We start from the raw sequence: 14756 nt of genomic DNA, 5'->3' as shown, positions 1-14756 counted from the left end.
TGTCTAAAACACATCTATTGCCTGAGCCACCGCCATCGCGGGCAAGCGCGCTCCTAAAATTGCGTCTTACCGCCTCACCAACAACACCCCCGACTCCATGTGATGCGTGTACGGAAACTGATCAAACAATGCACAACGCTCCACCCGATGGGTGTCATATAGCTGCGCGATGTTGGCGGCCAGGGTTTCCGGGTTGCAGGAGATATAAAGGATGCGCTCGAAACGCCGGGTCAGTTCGCAGGTGTCCGGATCCATACCCGCGCGCGGCGGATCGACGAACACGCTGCCGAAGTCGTAGCTCTTGAGGTCTACGCCTGCCAGACGCCGGAATGGACGCACCTCATTCAGCGCCTCGGTCAACTCTTCGGCCGACAGCCGCACCAGCTGCACGTTGTCCACCGCGTTGTCCGCGAGGTTGCTCAACGCAGCGTTCACCGAAGTCTTGCTGATCTCAGTGGCCAGCACTTTGCGCACCCGGGTCGCCAGCGGCAGGGTGAAATTGCCGTTGCCGCAATACAGCTCCAGCAAGTCATCATCCCGCTGGCCAAGCGATTCATACGCCCAGCTCAGCATCTTCTGGTTCACGCTGCCGTTGGGCTGGGTGAACGCGCCTTCCGGCTGGCGATAGGTGAAGGTCCGTCCGGCCACGTCCAGCGCTTCGGTCACGTAATCACGGCCGATGACCAGACGCTGGCCTTTGGAGCGACCGATCACGCTGACGTTCAGGTCCGCCGCCAACTGCTTGGCTTCCAGTGTCCACGCCTCGTCCAACGGGCGGTGATAACACAGGGTGATCATGCCGTCGCCCGACAGCGTGGTCAGGAAATCCACCTGGAACAGCTTGTTGTTCAGGGTTTTGCTGGCTTCCCACCGCTCGCGCAACACCGGCATCAGCGTGTTGATCTGCTGGCTGGCGATGGGGAACTCGTTGATCAGGATCGGCGTGTGCTTGTCGCCCGGCGTGAACATCGCGTAATGGCGCTTGCCGTCGTCGCGCCACAGGCGAAATTCGGCGCGCAGGCGATAGTGAGACGTCGGCGAATCGAAGACCTGTGGCTCCGGTGCGTCGAAGGGCGCGAGCAGTTCGCGCAGGCGGTCAGCTTTTTCAGCGAGCTGAAGCCCATAGCTCGCGGGGTCGAAAACAGAACTCATGGATAAAAGCCCAACTTGATCACGAACAGGATCGACAAGATCACCAACGCCGAATTCAACTCGCGGGCGCGACCCGACAACAGCTTGATTGCCGTCCAGGCAATAAAGCCAAACGCGATGCCGTTGGCGATGGAGTAGGTGAACGGCATGGCCAGCGCGGTAATGACCACCGGAGCCGCTTCAGTGATGTCGTCCCAATTGATTTCCGCAAGCCCTGAGGTCATCAGCACGGCGACGAACAACAACGCAGGGGCTGTAGCGAACGCCGGCACGCTGCCCGCCAACGGTGCGAAAAACAGCGCCAGCAAGAACAGCACCGCGACAACGATTGCTGTCAGACCGGTGCGACCACCGGCGCTGACGCCTGCTGCCGACTCGATGTAGCTGGTGGTGGTCGACGTACCCAGCAGCGAACCGGCCATGGCGGCGGTGCTGTCGGCGATCAGGGCGCGGCCCATTTTCGGCATGTGGCCGTCCTTGCCCATTAGACCGGCACGCTTGGCCACGCCGATCAGCGTCCCCGAGTTATCGAACAGGTCAACGAACAGAAACGAAAAGATCACGCTCACCAGGCCGATGTTCAGCGCGCCGGCAATGTCCAGCTGCATGAAGGTCGGCGCCAGCGAGGGCGGCATCGACATCACGCCGCCGAACGGGGTGAAGCCGAACAGGATCGAGACAATCGTGACCGCCAGGATGCCGATCAGTACGGCGCCGCGCACTTTCAGTGCTTCGAGCGCCACGATCAGGAAAAACCCGAGAGTAGCCAGGATCGGTGCCGGTTTGGCCAGATCACCCAGGCCGACCATTGTCGCCGGATTGCTGACCACGATTTGCGCGTTGTGCAGGGCGATCAACGCCAGGAACAGGCCGATACCGGCGGCAATCGCCGAGCGCAGGGGCAGGGGAATGCTGTTGATGATCCATTCCCGGATGCGAAAGATCGACAGCACGAAAAACATCACGGCTGAGATGAACACCGCACCCAGCGCCACCTGCCAGGTATGGCCCATGTGCAGCACGACGGTGTAGGTGAAGAAGGCGTTCAGGCCCATGCCGGGGGCGAGGGCGATCGGGTAGTTGGCAATCAGGCCCATGACCGTGGAGCCAATGGCGGCGGCCAGGCAGGTGGCGACGAAGATCGCGCCCTTGTCCATGCCGGTCTCGCCGAGAATGCTCGGGTTGACGAACAGGATGTAGGCCATGGCCAGAAAGGTCGTGACCCCGGCCAGGATTTCGGTGCGCACGTTGGTGTTGTGCGCCTTGAGTTGAAACAGCCGCTCCAGCATGTGAGGCTCCCCGGTGGCGCAATCGCGCCATGAATGAAATCGACTCAAAACAGCAAAGCACAGCCAGCCCAAACAGCCTGCACAAATTCTGCCAGTCGCAAAAAGCCGCGCATCATACCAGCAGCGTTGGGGGATGGCTGCTGATGTTGCGACGGCCGAGATTGTAGGAGCGCGCTTGCCCGCGATTGCGATCTGTCAGTGACGGGGTCATCAGCCGACGTACCGCAATCGCGGGCAAGCGCGCTCCTACAGCGGACGAAGCTGGGACCGACGTCCATCAAAAAACCCTGAACGTTTCCGAAAACCCACAAGTCGTACCCCTTAAGACGCAGATTAACTGCGCTATTTGAGTACCTACCGTGAGGCTTTCATGAGCGCGACCACACAACCGGAATTCGCTGGCCACGCGATTTCCATGACGCTGAATGGCGTAAACCGGCAAATCACTGTGCAGCCCTGGACGACCTTGCTCGACCTGCTGCGCGAACAACTGGATCTGGTCGGCACCAAAAAGGGTTGCGACCACGGCCAGTGCGGCGCCTGCACGGTGCTGCGCGATGGCAAGCGGATCAACGCCTGCCTGACCCTGGCGATCATGTGTGACGGCGCCGAGCTGACCACGATCGAAGGGCTGGCCCAGGGCGAGCAGTTGCACCCGATGCAGCAAGCGTTCATTAAGCACGACGCCTTCCAGTGCGGCTATTGCACGCCGGGGCAGATTTGCTCGGCCATTGGCCTGGCCAACGAGGGTCGCGCGCAGTCCGACGATGAAATCAAAGAACTGATGAGCGGCAACCTGTGCCGCTGCGGCGCCTACAGCAATATCCGCGCAGCGGTGCAGGAAGTGATTCCGATGCTAGATGCCGCCCCTGACCAGGGAGGGCGCCGCTCATGAATCCCTTCAGCTATAGCAAGCCCACCGACGTCAGCCAGGCAATCAACCTGTCGGGGCCGGCGACACGCTTCATCGCAGGCGGCACCAACCTGCTGGACTTGATGAAAGAAAACATCGCGCGGCCTGAGCACCTGATCGACATCACCGGGTTGCCCCTGAGCGATGTCCAGGAGACCGCCACTGGCGGCCTGATGATCGGGGCGCTGGTGAGCAACGCCGACCTGGCGTGGCACCCGCTGATCGAACAGCGTTATCCGTTGTTGTCCCAGGCCGTATTGGCCGGCGCGTCCCCGCAGCTGCGCAACATGGCGAGCACCGGCGGCAATCTGCTGCAGCGCACGCGTTGCTACTACTTTTACGATTCCACCGTCCCGTGCAACAAGCGCGAGCCCGGCACTGGCTGCCCGGCGAAGGATGGCCTCAACCGGATTCACGCGATCCTCGGCGCCAGCAATGACTGCGTCGCGACCCATCCGTCCGACATGTGCGTCGCCCTCGCAGCGCTTGAAGCGGTGGTGCACGTCGAAGGCCGAGCGGGCAAACGTCAGATCGAATTTGCCGATTTCCATCGCCTGCCGGGGGATACGCCTGAGCGCGATAACCAATTGGCCGATGACGAACTGATCACGGCGGTGGAATTGCCGCCTGCCGGTTTCGTCCAGCACAGTCATTACCTGAAGATCCGCGACCGGGCGTCCTATGCCTTCGCGCTGATCTCGGTGGCCGCTGCGCTGGAGCTGGATGGCGACGTGATTCGTGACGTGCGCCTGACCCTGGGCGGCGTGGCGCACAAACCATGGCGTGACAAAGCGGTGGAAGCGTCGATGAAGGGGCAGACGGTTTCCCGTGAAACCTTCGTCGCCGCGGCCGATGCCATGCTGCGAGACGCTCAGCCGCTGGAACACAACGCTTTCAAAATCAAGCTGGCCCGCCGCGCGATTGTGCGCGCGCTGAGCGATGCTGCTACCGGGGGGACTGTCTGATGACCGCGACCAATTCACCACTGGGCAAGCCGCTGGATCGCGTCGACGGCATGCTCAAAGTCACCGGCCAGGCCCGTTATGCCGGGGAATTTCCAGAGCAGGGGTTGCTGCACGGCAGTGTCGTGACCAGCACCATCGCGCGCGGCCGTGTGCTGAGCATTGACACCTCCAAAGCCCTGGCCGTGCCCGGCGTGGTGGCGGTGATCGATCACACTAACCGTCCGCCGATTGCCAGCTACGACGAGAAATACGAAGACGCCGATTCGGCCGAGGGCTCGCCCTTCCGTCCGTTTTACAACGACCGCGTGCTGTACAGCGGTCAGCCGCTGGCGCTGGTGGTGGCCGATACCCTGGAACTTGCGCGCCATGCCGGGTCGCTGGTGCATATCGAGTACGAAGTCGAAAGCCATCAGACCAACCTTGATGTGGTCACCGGCGACGCTCACCCGGCGCCGGCCGAGACCCCCAAGCCGCGCGGCAATTTTTCGGGTGAATTCGCGAACGCTGCCGTCAGCGTCGACGCGCACTACACGACCCCGAATGAGCACCACAACCCGATGGAGCCTCATGCGTCGACCGTGATGTATCAACCGGACGGCAGCCTGGAAATCCACGACAAAACCCAAGGTCCGCAGAACTGTCAGGATTACCTGCACAACGTTTTCGGTCTGGAGAAGGACAAGATTCGCGTGCTGGCCGCTTTCGTGGGCGGCGCGTTCGGCTCGGGCCTGCGGCCGCAGTACCAACTGCCGCTGGCGGTCATGGCGGCACTCAAGCTCAAGCGCTCAGTGCGCCTGACCCTGACCCGTCAGCAGATGTTCACCTTCGGCTACCGTCCGCGCACGCAGCAGCGCCTGCGACTGGGCGCTGCGGCCGACGGCAAGCTGTCGGCCATTGCCCATGATGTGATCGGGCAGACGTCGCGGTTCGAGGACTTCACTGAGCACGTCGTTGAGTGGAGCGGCATGCTCTACAAGTGCGACAACGTACAGCTGGGCTACAAGCTGGCGCCGCTGGACGTCTACACCCCGCTGGACATGCGCGCTCCGGGCGCGACATCGGGCATGGTGGGGCTTGAGTGCGCCATGGACGAACTGGCGGTAGAACTGGGCATGGACCCGGTGCAACTGCGGATCGTCAACTTTGCCGAGCGCAACGGCAACGAAGACAAACCGTATTCCAGTAAAGAGTTGAAAGCCTGTTACCAGCAGGGCGCCGAGCGCTTCGGCTGGGATAGCCGTAACCCGGAACCGCGCAGCATGCGTGCCGGTCGGCAACTGGTCGGTTGGGGCATGGCAGGCGGCGTATGGGAAGCCATGCAGATGCCCGCCAGCGCCAAGGCCAGCATGGACGCCAGCGGTAAGCTGACCGTCAGCAGCGCCACCACCGACATCGGCACTGGCACTTACACCGTCATGACCCAGATTGCGGCGGATGCCGCTGGCGTGTCGGCCGATGACGTGACCTTCGTCCTCGGTGATTCCTCGTTGCCCACCGCACCGCTGCAGGGCGGGTCTTTCACCGTTTCTTCAGTAGGCACCGCTGTGCAGCAGGCCTGCCGGGCGCTGCGGGCGAAGTTGCTGGATGCCGTGCGCATGGCTCACCCGGAATACGCCGTGGTAGACATGGAAGAAGTGGAGTTTGGGGAGGGCTATCTGCAGGTTCGCGGTCAACGCTTTGCCTTGGGCGACATCGTGCGCGATTCCTCCCACGAGGTGCTGGAGGTGCAGATCGACGCCCAGCCGGACGAGAAGCGCGAGGCTTATGCCACCGCAACGCATTCGGCGGTGTTCGTCGAGGTGCACGTGGACGAAGACCTGGGCACCATTCGGGTCACCCGTGTGGTCAGCGCCATCGCCGGTGGACGCGTGGTCAACCCGAAAACCGCCGGCAGCCAGATTCTGGGCGGTGTGGTCTGGGGTATCAGCCAGGCGTTACAGGAAGAATCACAGACCGACCATAACCTGGGCCGGGTGATGAACCACAGCCTGGCGGAGTACCACATTCCGGTGAACGCGGACATTGGCGCGATCGACGTGATCTTCGTTGAAGAGAACGACAGCATCGTCAACGACCTGGGGTCCAAGGGCGTGGGTGAGATCGGTATCGTGGGCGTCGCGTCGGCAATTGCCAATGCTGTCTATCACGCGACCGGAAAGCGCGTTCGGGAATTCCCGATTACCCTCGATAAGGTTCTGTAAAAAGCAAAACTTGTTGGAGCGAGGCTTGCCTGCGATTGCGACTTGTCAGTCACGCCGTTATCAACTGACACACCGCAATCGCGGGCAAGCGCGCTCCTACAAAGGGCATTCGTGAAATCGCTCTTCCTTCCCCTCTCAATGTCGCATCAGTGCAACCACAGGTCGCGCTGGTGCGTTTCATGCACGGTGTTGCTGCGTAATTTGCATCGACGCGGCAGCACTCGTATTGCCGTGGGTCTTGAAGCCTTAGAAAGCTGCCGAAAAAGCGCTAAAAAAATAACGAGCCGACCCGAGGAGCACGCATGAAGAGATTTATCCGCCCCATCACCTGCGGTGTGTTGATGCTGGCCAGCACCGCATTGCTGGCCGCCGAGCCCGCCAAGTGTCAAAACGTGCGCATGGGCGTGGTCAGCTGGACTGACGTGGTCGCCACCAGCGCGGTCGCCGAGGTGCTCCTGAAAAACATGGGCTACGACGTCAAACAGACCACCGCGGCTCAGCAAATCATCTTCGGCGGTTTGCGTGATGACCGCCTGGACGTGTTTCTGGGCTACTGGAAACCGGCGATGGACAAGAACATTGCGCCGTTCATTGCGGCCAATCAGGTCAAGGTTCTCGACAAACCGAGCATGAACGACGCCCAGGCGACCCTCGCGGTGCCTGATTACGTGGCTTCCGGCGGCCTGAAAACCTTCGGTGATATTGCCAAATTCAAGGACAAGCTCGGCGGCAAAATCTACGGCATCGAGCCGGGCACCGGCGCCAACGCCAATATCAAGGGCATGATCGAGAAGAATCAGTTCGGCCTCGGTGGCTTCCAACTGGTGGAGTCCGGCGAAGCGGGCATGCTGGCCGCCGGCCAGCGCGCGGTCAAACGCAACGAATGGGTGGTGTTCGTGGGGTGGACCCCGCACCCGATGAACATCAACATGAAACTGACTTACCTGACGGGCAGCGAAGATGTGTTCGGTCCTGAAGAAGGGGCGGCGACCGTCTCGGTGGTGACGGCGCCGGATTACGCGACCCGCTGTCCGAACGTCAACAAGCTGATGACCAACCTGCAGTTCACGGCGGCGCAGGAGTCGCAGATGATGGTCCCGATCATGGACCGCAAAGCCCCGACCGACGTGGCCAAGGCGTGGCTTAAAGACCATCCCGAGGACGTGCAACGCTGGCTGGCGGGCGTGACCACGTTCGACGGCAAGGATGCGACTGCGGCCGTGCAGGTTGCGGTCAACAAGTAAGCGTTATCCCTCAAGTCTCGACGCCCGGCCCCTCCGCGTTCGTGGGGCGGGCTGGAGTCACCATGAGCGCGTCCTACCCTCTATCGCCTGACATGGCCCGCTTTGTGGCCAGAACCAACAGTTTCAATGCCGATTCTTCTGACATTACCGTTCAACGCGCGGCCTATTCCCGTATGTGCAGGGCTTTCACGCCTGCACGGCCGCCGGGGCTTGAAGTGCAGGACTTCAAACTGGTCAACGTCCCGGTGCGCAGTTACCGCCCCCATCGATTGTCGCTGGAACACCCCGCGCCCTGCGTGATGTATTTGCACGGCGGCGGTTGGGTGGTTGGCGATCTGGATTCCCATGACTTCCTGACCGCAGCGCTGGCGGTGGACCTCAACGTGGTAGTGCTCGCCGTGGACTACCGGCTGGCACCCGAAGCAGGCTTTCCGGCCGGGTTCGATGATTGCCTGGCGGTCTGGCACGGACTGCAGGTCCAGGCGTCACGGTTGGACATCGACCCCCGCCGCATCGCGATTGCTGGCGACAGCGCGGGCGGCAATCTCGCCGCAGCGGTGTGCCTGGCGTTGCGCGATGCCGGCGAGCCGCAGCCGGTGGGGCAGGTGCTGATTTATCCGGGGCTCGGTGGCGCCGAGGAATTGCCGTCACGCAGCGAGTGCCGCGACGCGCCCTTGCTGACCCGCGAAGACCTCTACTATTACCGGGACTTGTACCTGACTGAACCTGCCCATGAGCGCTCGCCGTACGCGATGCCGCTCAACGCCACTGATTTCAGCGGGCTGGCGCCTGCGTTCGTGGCGGTGGCGCAGTTCGATCCGCTGCGCGACGACGGCCTCTGTTATGAGCGGCTATTAAGAGAGGCGGGCGTCGCAACCCAACTGCACCCGGGGCTTGGTCTGGTTCACGGCTGCCTGAGGGCCAAAGGCTGCGTGGCGGAGGTGGACGAGTTGTACGCCCGGTTGGTCGAGGCGCTGCTGGGGTTCATTCGCGGGCCGTTGTAGCGCAACCAACGTTATCGCACGCCTGTAGGAGCCAACTTGTTGGCGAAGCGCGTTAGATACATTGCCAGGTCAAATGCTTCGCCTGTAGGAGCCAACTTGTTGGCGAAGCGCGTTAGATGCGTTGCCAGGTCAAATGCTTCGCCAACAAGTTGGCTCCTACAGAGTCCGTAGGAGGGCGCGCATCCAATACGCCATCCAATGGGGTGAGGCATCTCGCCACGCGACAAAAGACCACGGCGGCCAAGTGCTGAAATGGGACTACTCTTTCATCGTCGGTTGATCTGGATCAATGCCCCTTGCGGTGTTGTTAGACAGGACAACAGGACAGATCCCCCGCATTGAGAACTAAAAAGAACGAATCGCCCAGCGTCGTACTCAATTACCGTGGGGGCAGTCGCTGCAGGCCCTGGTCTGAAGCCGGTATCACCTGATAGAGGAAAACCCATGTTCGGTTTAGAGGCGCTCGATCTCGCCCGAATGCAGTTCGCATTTACTGTCTCGTTCCATATCCTGTTTCCCGCCATCACCATCGGCCTGGCGAGCTTTCTCGCCGTGCTCGAAGGCTTGTGGCTCAAGACCAAGGACAACACCTACCGCGACCTCTACCACTTCTGGTCGAAGATATTTGCCGTCAACTTCGGCATGGGCGTGGTGTCCGGATTGGTCATGGCGTACGAGTTCGGCACCAACTGGAGTCGGTTTTCAGACTTCGCCGGCGCCGTTACCGGGCCGCTACTGACCTATGAGGTACTGACCGCATTCTTCCTCGAAGCCGGCTTCCTGGGTGTCATGCTGTTCGGCTGGAACCGCGTGGGCCGTGGCTTGCACTTTTTCGCCACCGCCATGGTCGCCGTCGGCACGCTGATTTCGACATTCTGGATTCTGGCGTCCAACAGCTGGATGCAGACGCCTCAAGGTTTTGAGATCGTCGACGGTCGGGTGATCCCGGTCGACTGGTTTGCAGTGATCTTCAACCCGTCGTTTCCCTACCGCTTGACCCACATGGCGATCGCCGCGTTTGTTGCCACCGCGTTCTTCGTGGGCGCCTCGGCGGCCTGGCACTTGCTGCGCGGTCGCGACAATCCGGCCATCCGCCGCATGCTGTCGATGGCCATGTGGATGGCGTTGATCGTTGCGCCTATTCAAGCCGTCGTCGGCGATGCCCACGGTTTAAATACGCTGGAGCACCAGCCGGCCAAGATCGCTGCGATTGAAGGTCACTGGGAAAACATCGGTGACGAGCCGACCCCGCTGATTCTGTTCGGTATCCCGGACATGAAGGAAGAGCGCACCAAGTACGCAGTGGAAATCCCGTACCTGGGCAGCCTGATCCTGACCCACAGCCTGGACAAGCAGATCCCGGCCCTCAAATCTTTCCCGCCTGAAGACCGCCCGAATTCGCTCATCGTGTTCTGGTCGTTCCGCGTCATGGTCATGCTCGGCATGCTGATGATCGCCGTCGGTCTGTGGAGCGCCTGGCTGCGCTGGCGTGGCGGGCTGTACACCAACCGTCTGTTCCTGAGGCTGGTAATGTGCATGGGGCCGGCAGGCCTGATCGCCATGCTGGCGGGCTGGTTTACCACTGAAATCGGGCGTCAGCCATGGGTCGTCTACGGCCTGATGCGCACCGCCAATGCCAACTCGAACCACAGCGTAGAGCAAATGACGCTGACGCTGGTCCTGTTCGTCGTGGTGTATTTCACGCTGTTCGGTGCAGGTTTCGGCTACATGATGCGCCTGGTGCGCAAAGGTCCGAAGACCCACGAAGGCGACGACGTACCGCACGGTGGTCCAGGGCAGAAACGTACACCGGCACGTCCGCTATCTGCTGCCCAGGAAGGCAGTGGAGAAACTCCAAACGACCGCCTGACCGAGGGGAACTGAGTCATGGGTATTGATCTTCCACTGATCTGGGCCGTGATCATCATCTTCGGCGTCATGATGTACGTCATCATGGACGGTTTTGACCTTGGCATCGGCATCCTCTTCCCGTTCATGAAGGAAGAGCACGATCGCGACGTGATGATGAACACCGTCGCCCCCGTCTGGGACGGCAATGAAACCTGGCTGGTGCTGGGAGGTGCCGGTCTGTTTGGCGCGTTCCCGCTGGCCTATTCGGTGGTGCTGGAAGCGCTGTACCTGCCGCTGATCTTCATGCTCTTCGGGCTGATTTTCCGGGGTGTGGCCTTCGAGTTCCGTTTCAAGGCCACTGCCGTGAAGCGTCACTTGTGGGACAAGGCGTTCATCGGCGGTTCGCTGGTGGCAACCTTCTTCCAGGGCGTGGCGCTGGGTGCTTACATCGACGGCATTCCGGTAGTCAATCGTGCCTACGCCGGTGGCGGACTGGATTGGCTGACGCCGTTTACGGTCTTCTGCGGGCTGGCGCTGATCGTGGCGTACGCGCTGCTGGGCTGTACCTGGTTGATCATGAAAACCGAAGGCCCGTTGCAGAAGGCGATGCACGACCTGGCACGTCCGCTGGCCATCGCGACCCTGGTGGTCATGGCCATCGTCAGCCTGTGGACGCCACTGGCCCATCAGGACATCGCAGATCGCTGGTTCAGTCTGCCGAACCTGTTCTACTTCATGCCGGTGCCGGCTTTGGTATTGGTAACGATGTACGGGCTGTTCAAGGCCGTGGCGCGCAACGCCAACTACACACCGTTCCTGCTGACGCTGGTGCTGATTTTCCTCGGCTACAGCGGGCTGGGCATCAGCTTGTGGCCAAACATCGTGCCGCCGGCGATCTCGATCTGGGACGCCGCTTCGCCGCCGCAGAGCCAGGGGTTCATGCTGGTGGGTACGCTGTTCATCATTCCGTTGATCCTGGGCTACACGTTCTGGAGCTACTACGTGTTCCGCGGCAAGGTCACGACAGAAGACGGCTACCACTAGTGGAATCGGCCTCCGACTGCGGTCGGGGGCCGGCTTTGAAGCGAGGAGGGTTTAGCGATGTCCGGCAAAGAATCTATTCAGCACGAAGAAGACCCCGCACTGAAACAACCACTCTGGAAACGGGTGGGCTGGTTGGTGGTGATCTGGGCAGGCAGCGTGTTTGCGCTGTTCATCGTCGCCATGCTGCTGCGCATGTTCATGACCGCCGCAGGCATGAAGTCGCACTGATACTGTTCCCGTTCCGCGTCACACACGCGGATGCTCATGCCCTCTTCGGAGGGTATTTTTTTGAGCAGGATTTGTAGGAGCGCGCTTGCCCGCGAAGGCGGTATGTCAGTGACCTCATGGGGTACAGGCACACCGCAATCGCGGGCAAGCGCGCTCCTACAGGTGGCTCTGTTTACTTGCGGGCCTTCAAAATCACGAACTTCGGCGTCGCTCCCACCTGCTCGACGCCCCGAAACAGCCGCGCCAGTTTGCTGTGATAGCCCAGATGGCGGTTGCCGACGATGTACAGCGCACCACCGGTGACCAGCGCGGCCCGGGCTTGCTGGAACATGCGCCAGGCAAGGAAATCGCCCACCACCTGTTGCTGGTGGAACGGCGGATTGCACAGCACCACGTCCAGGGAGTCAGGGGCCTGTTCAGCCAGGCCGTCGCCAGCAACGATCACCGCTTCCCTGTCCGGTAACGCGGCGCGCCAGTTTTCCCGGGCCGATTGCACGGCCATGTACGACTCGTCCACCAGCGTGTACTGCGCATCGGGATTGGCCAGGGCGCTGGCGATGGCCAGCACACCGTTGCCACAGCCCAGGTCCCCCACCCGTGCGCTGCCCAGGTTTTGGGGCAGAAACGGCAAAAAAGCCCGGGTGCCGATGTCCAGCCCGTCCCGGCAGAAGACATTGGCGTGATTAAGCAACTCGATCCTGGGATCGTCCAGCCAGTACCGAGTGGGGTAGGGCGAGGGCTGGACGGGTTTGTCCTCGGGCGTTGCGAACAACAAACGGGCTTTCTTCACCGCCAGTGACGCCTGCACCGGTCCGACGTATTCCTCCAGCAACTCGCCGGCGGAGCGTGGCAGATGCTTGATCATGGCTGCGGCGATCACGCGGGCCCCGGGCGCCAGTTTGCCTTGCAGGCGGATGAGTTGTTCTTCCAGCAGCGCCAGGGTCTTCGGCACGCGGATCAACACCCAATCGAACAGGCCGGTGAGCGGTTCGCTGGCGGGAATCACCGGCACCGCATCAAAGGCTTGGTTATTGCGCACCAGGTTTTTACTCAGTGCCTGCACGCCCAGAAACGAGTCGGTGCTGCTGACGACGGTGGCATGGGGCGCAAGGCTCACGGCCAGCGCGCCAAAGCTGTCGTTGAGGATCAGCACCCGGTCCTGCAGGTTCAGGCCGTGCTCGGCGAGATGGTTGAGCAGATACTCATCTGCCGCGTCAAACGCCTGTAACGGGTCGTCCGACTGTTCGGGCTGGCGAATCAGATCGAGCTGGGCAAAGCGGCTGTCTAGCAGGGGCATGAGCGGGAAAATCCATTCGTTGGCGACGCACGCGAGCCGTCGGCGGATGTCAGGCAAGCACCGGTTTGCGCAGGACTCACAGAGAAGCGGGCGATTTTACGTGCTTTTCAAACTTTGGCACCTGACGTTTATTCTCCGGTGACCGTTGACCTGCTCGCTCATGAGGAGGATAGGTCCTCAGAAAATACCGCTCAGTGCCGCTTGAACAGCGGCTGCGGTCTTGTTGCTGACGCCCATTTTGTGAACGGCCCGGCCCACATGAAAATTGACCGTGCGGCATTTCAGATTAAGGATGGTGCCGATCTCTGCTGCGGTCTTGCCCGCTGCGCACCACTTCAGGATTTCAACTTCACGGTGGGTCAGACCGAGGACCTCGCCGTCGATAACGTGGGTGTTCTGCAGCCGTTCCAGTCTCTCGCCTTCCATGGCAAGCCTCCGTGCTTGAGTATTTTCAGTGGTGTCTGGCTTGAGTCTAGGGAACAAATGTTTTGACGGTTTACGGTACGCGCTCGGTTCTGACGAGTGGGGAAATCGGCAAGGGATCGAGTCGTTGAGCGCCCGATACCGGAGCAAGGATTTTCAATGATTTACCGTTATCGACTGCCAGCAACCAAACTGACGGCTATAACGTCAATCGCCAAAGACTCTAAGGCCGCCGGATGGGATATCACTACAAACCCTCGGTGTTTCTTGCGCCTGCTTTGCGGGACACTGTCGGTCTTATCCCGTAACCGGAGCGCACAACGCCCATGACCGCCAGTGCCGAAAAATTCACCCGGCAAACCCTGCTCGGCGTTACACCGCTGACGCCCAGCCTGTTCACCCTGCGCACGACGCGTGATCCGGGTTTTCGCTTTGTGGCCGGACAATTTGCGCGGCTGGGGGTCACCAAGGCGGATGGCAGCACCGTGTGGCGTGCCTATTCGATGGTGTCCTCGCCCCATGACGAGTTCCTGGAGTTCTTCTCCATTGTCGTGCCGGAGGGCGAATTCACCAGCGAGCTCAGCCGGCTGCGCGAGGGTGACACGTTGATGGTGGAGAAGCAGGCCGTCGGCTACCTGACGGCGGATCGCTTCACCGATGGCCGCGACCTGTGGATGCTGGCGACGGGCACAGGTGTAGCGCCCTTTCTGTCGATTCTTCAGGATTTCGAGGTCTGGGAAAAATTCGAACGGATCATTCTGGTATACAGCGCGCGGGAGGGCAGGGAGCTGGCGTATCAGACGCTGATCGCTGAACTGACCCAACGTGATTACCTGGCCGAATACGCCGACAAGTTCCAGTTCATCGCCACAGTGACACGGGAACAGTATCCCGGCGCGTTGAACGGACGCATCACGACGTTGATCGAGAATGGCGGGTTGGAACAGGCGGCGGGCGTTCAACTCACCCCGGAGCATTCCCGGGTGATGATCTGCGGTAACCCGCAAATGATCGAAGACACGCGCGCTGCGCTGAAACTGCGCGGCATGCGCCTGAACCTGAGCCGCAAGCCGGGACAGATTGCGGTGGAGAATTATTGGTAACGGATGTCGTTGGAACTGTAGGAGCGCGCTTGCCCGCGAATG

General features: G+C 61.2%; 13 protein-coding genes. 9 read left to right on the top strand and 4 right to left on the bottom strand.

What is annotated here, in order from left to right:
• Positions 1-66: 66 nt before the first annotated feature.
• Complete coding sequence (gene trmA / locus ABQX22_RS17845) at positions 67-1152, bottom strand: tRNA (uridine(54)-C5)-methyltransferase TrmA (protein WP_349801194.1); 1086 nt, start codon at positions 1150-1152, stop codon at positions 67-69.
• Complete coding sequence (locus ABQX22_RS17840; RefSeq protein ID WP_349801193.1) at positions 1149-2441, bottom strand: NCS2 family permease; 1293 nt, start codon at positions 2439-2441, stop codon at positions 1149-1151. Before ABQX22_RS17840 ends, trmA begins: the two co-directional genes overlap by 4 nt.
• 370 nt (positions 2442-2811) lie before the next feature.
• On the opposite strand from ABQX22_RS17840, the gene ABQX22_RS17835 reads away from it, so the two are divergent.
• The 8 genes from ABQX22_RS17835 to ABQX22_RS17800 all read left to right on the top strand — a co-directional run bounded on the left by ABQX22_RS17835 (position 2812) and on the right by ABQX22_RS17800 (position 11891).
• Entirely contained in the window at positions 2812-3336 is a 525-nt protein-coding gene (locus tag ABQX22_RS17835) for a (2Fe-2S)-binding protein (protein ID WP_349801192.1), read from the top strand.
• Positions 3333-4319: an FAD binding domain-containing protein gene (locus ABQX22_RS17830; protein ID WP_349801191.1), complete on the top strand. Its 987-nt coding sequence runs from the start codon at positions 3333-3335 to the stop codon at positions 4317-4319. Before ABQX22_RS17835 ends, ABQX22_RS17830 begins: the two co-directional genes overlap by 4 nt.
• Positions 4319-6520, top strand: a complete 2202-nt coding sequence (locus tag ABQX22_RS17825; RefSeq protein WP_349801190.1) for a xanthine dehydrogenase family protein molybdopterin-binding subunit — start codon at positions 4319-4321, stop codon at positions 6518-6520. The genes ABQX22_RS17830 and ABQX22_RS17825 overlap by 1 nt, the downstream gene beginning before the upstream one ends.
• A gap of 302 nt (positions 6521-6822) precedes the next feature.
• Entirely contained in the window at positions 6823-7764 is a 942-nt protein-coding gene (gene choX / locus ABQX22_RS17820) for a choline ABC transporter substrate-binding protein (RefSeq protein WP_349801189.1), read from the top strand.
• Positions 7765-7826: 62 nt separating this feature from the next.
• A complete protein-coding gene (locus ABQX22_RS17815; protein ID WP_349801188.1) occupies positions 7827-8768 on the top strand; it encodes an alpha/beta hydrolase in 942 nt (313 codons plus the stop codon).
• A 444-nt stretch (positions 8769-9212) separates the two neighbouring features.
• Positions 9213-10652 (top strand): cytochrome ubiquinol oxidase subunit I, encoded by a 1440-nt coding sequence (locus ABQX22_RS17810; protein ID WP_349801187.1) that lies wholly within the window; start codon positions 9213-9215, stop codon positions 10650-10652.
• A 3-nt stretch (positions 10653-10655) separates the two neighbouring features.
• Positions 10656-11663, top strand: coding sequence for a cytochrome d ubiquinol oxidase subunit II (gene cydB / locus ABQX22_RS17805; protein ID WP_349801186.1), 1008 nt, complete (start codon positions 10656-10658; stop codon positions 11661-11663).
• 57 nt (positions 11664-11720) lie between these two features.
• Entirely contained in the window at positions 11721-11891 is a 171-nt protein-coding gene (locus ABQX22_RS17800) for a DUF2474 domain-containing protein (RefSeq protein WP_349801185.1), read from the top strand.
• A gap of 172 nt (positions 11892-12063) precedes the next feature.
• On the opposite strand, the gene ABQX22_RS17795 is transcribed toward ABQX22_RS17800, so the two are convergent.
• Positions 12064-13188: a methyltransferase gene (locus ABQX22_RS17795; protein ID WP_349801184.1), complete on the bottom strand. Its 1125-nt coding sequence runs from the start codon at positions 13186-13188 to the stop codon at positions 12064-12066.
• Between the two features lie 177 nt (positions 13189-13365).
• Positions 13366-13614: a helix-turn-helix domain-containing protein gene (locus ABQX22_RS17790; RefSeq protein WP_349801183.1), complete on the bottom strand. Its 249-nt coding sequence runs from the start codon at positions 13612-13614 to the stop codon at positions 13366-13368.
• 323 nt (positions 13615-13937) lie between these two features.
• Between ABQX22_RS17790 and ABQX22_RS17785 the strand changes: the two genes are divergently transcribed.
• Positions 13938-14714 carry a ferredoxin--NADP reductase gene (locus ABQX22_RS17785; protein ID WP_349801182.1) on the top strand — a complete coding sequence of 259 codons (777 nt, stop codon included), beginning with the start codon at positions 13938-13940 and terminating at the stop codon, positions 14712-14714.
• Positions 14715-14756 lie beyond the last annotated feature (42 nt).

Source organism: Xanthomonas sp. WHRI 1810A (genome assembly GCF_040202885.1).
In the GTDB taxonomy this organism is placed as follows: Bacteria; Pseudomonadota; Gammaproteobacteria; order Pseudomonadales; family Pseudomonadaceae; genus Aquipseudomonas.
The sequence above is the reverse complement of the archived record's forward strand: the minus strand, read 5'-3'. Positions and strand labels throughout refer to the sequence as shown.

Coding starts and splice junctions, on each gene's coding strand:
- trmA (WP_349801194.1), bottom strand. CDS start 1,152: ATGAGTTCTGTTTTCGACCCCGCGAGCTATGGGCTTCAGCTCGCTGAA.
- ABQX22_RS17840 (WP_349801193.1), bottom strand. CDS start 2,441: ATGCTGGAGCGGCTGTTTCAACTCAAGGCGCACAACACCAACGTGCGC.
- ABQX22_RS17835 (WP_349801192.1), top strand. CDS start 2,812: ATGAGCGCGACCACACAACCGGAATTCGCTGGCCACGCGATTTCCATG.
- ABQX22_RS17830 (WP_349801191.1), top strand. CDS start 3,333: ATGAATCCCTTCAGCTATAGCAAGCCCACCGACGTCAGCCAGGCAATC.
- ABQX22_RS17825 (WP_349801190.1), top strand. CDS start 4,319: ATGACCGCGACCAATTCACCACTGGGCAAGCCGCTGGATCGCGTCGAC.
- choX (WP_349801189.1), top strand. CDS start 6,823: ATGAAGAGATTTATCCGCCCCATCACCTGCGGTGTGTTGATGCTGGCC.
- ABQX22_RS17815 (WP_349801188.1), top strand. CDS start 7,827: ATGAGCGCGTCCTACCCTCTATCGCCTGACATGGCCCGCTTTGTGGCC.
- ABQX22_RS17810 (WP_349801187.1), top strand. CDS start 9,213: ATGTTCGGTTTAGAGGCGCTCGATCTCGCCCGAATGCAGTTCGCATTT.
- cydB (WP_349801186.1), top strand. CDS start 10,656: ATGGGTATTGATCTTCCACTGATCTGGGCCGTGATCATCATCTTCGGC.
- ABQX22_RS17800 (WP_349801185.1), top strand. CDS start 11,721: ATGTCCGGCAAAGAATCTATTCAGCACGAAGAAGACCCCGCACTGAAA.
- ABQX22_RS17795 (WP_349801184.1), bottom strand. CDS start 13,188: ATGCCCCTGCTAGACAGCCGCTTTGCCCAGCTCGATCTGATTCGCCAG.
- ABQX22_RS17790 (WP_349801183.1), bottom strand. CDS start 13,614: ATGGAAGGCGAGAGACTGGAACGGCTGCAGAACACCCACGTTATCGAC.
- ABQX22_RS17785 (WP_349801182.1), top strand. CDS start 13,938: ATGACCGCCAGTGCCGAAAAATTCACCCGGCAAACCCTGCTCGGCGTT.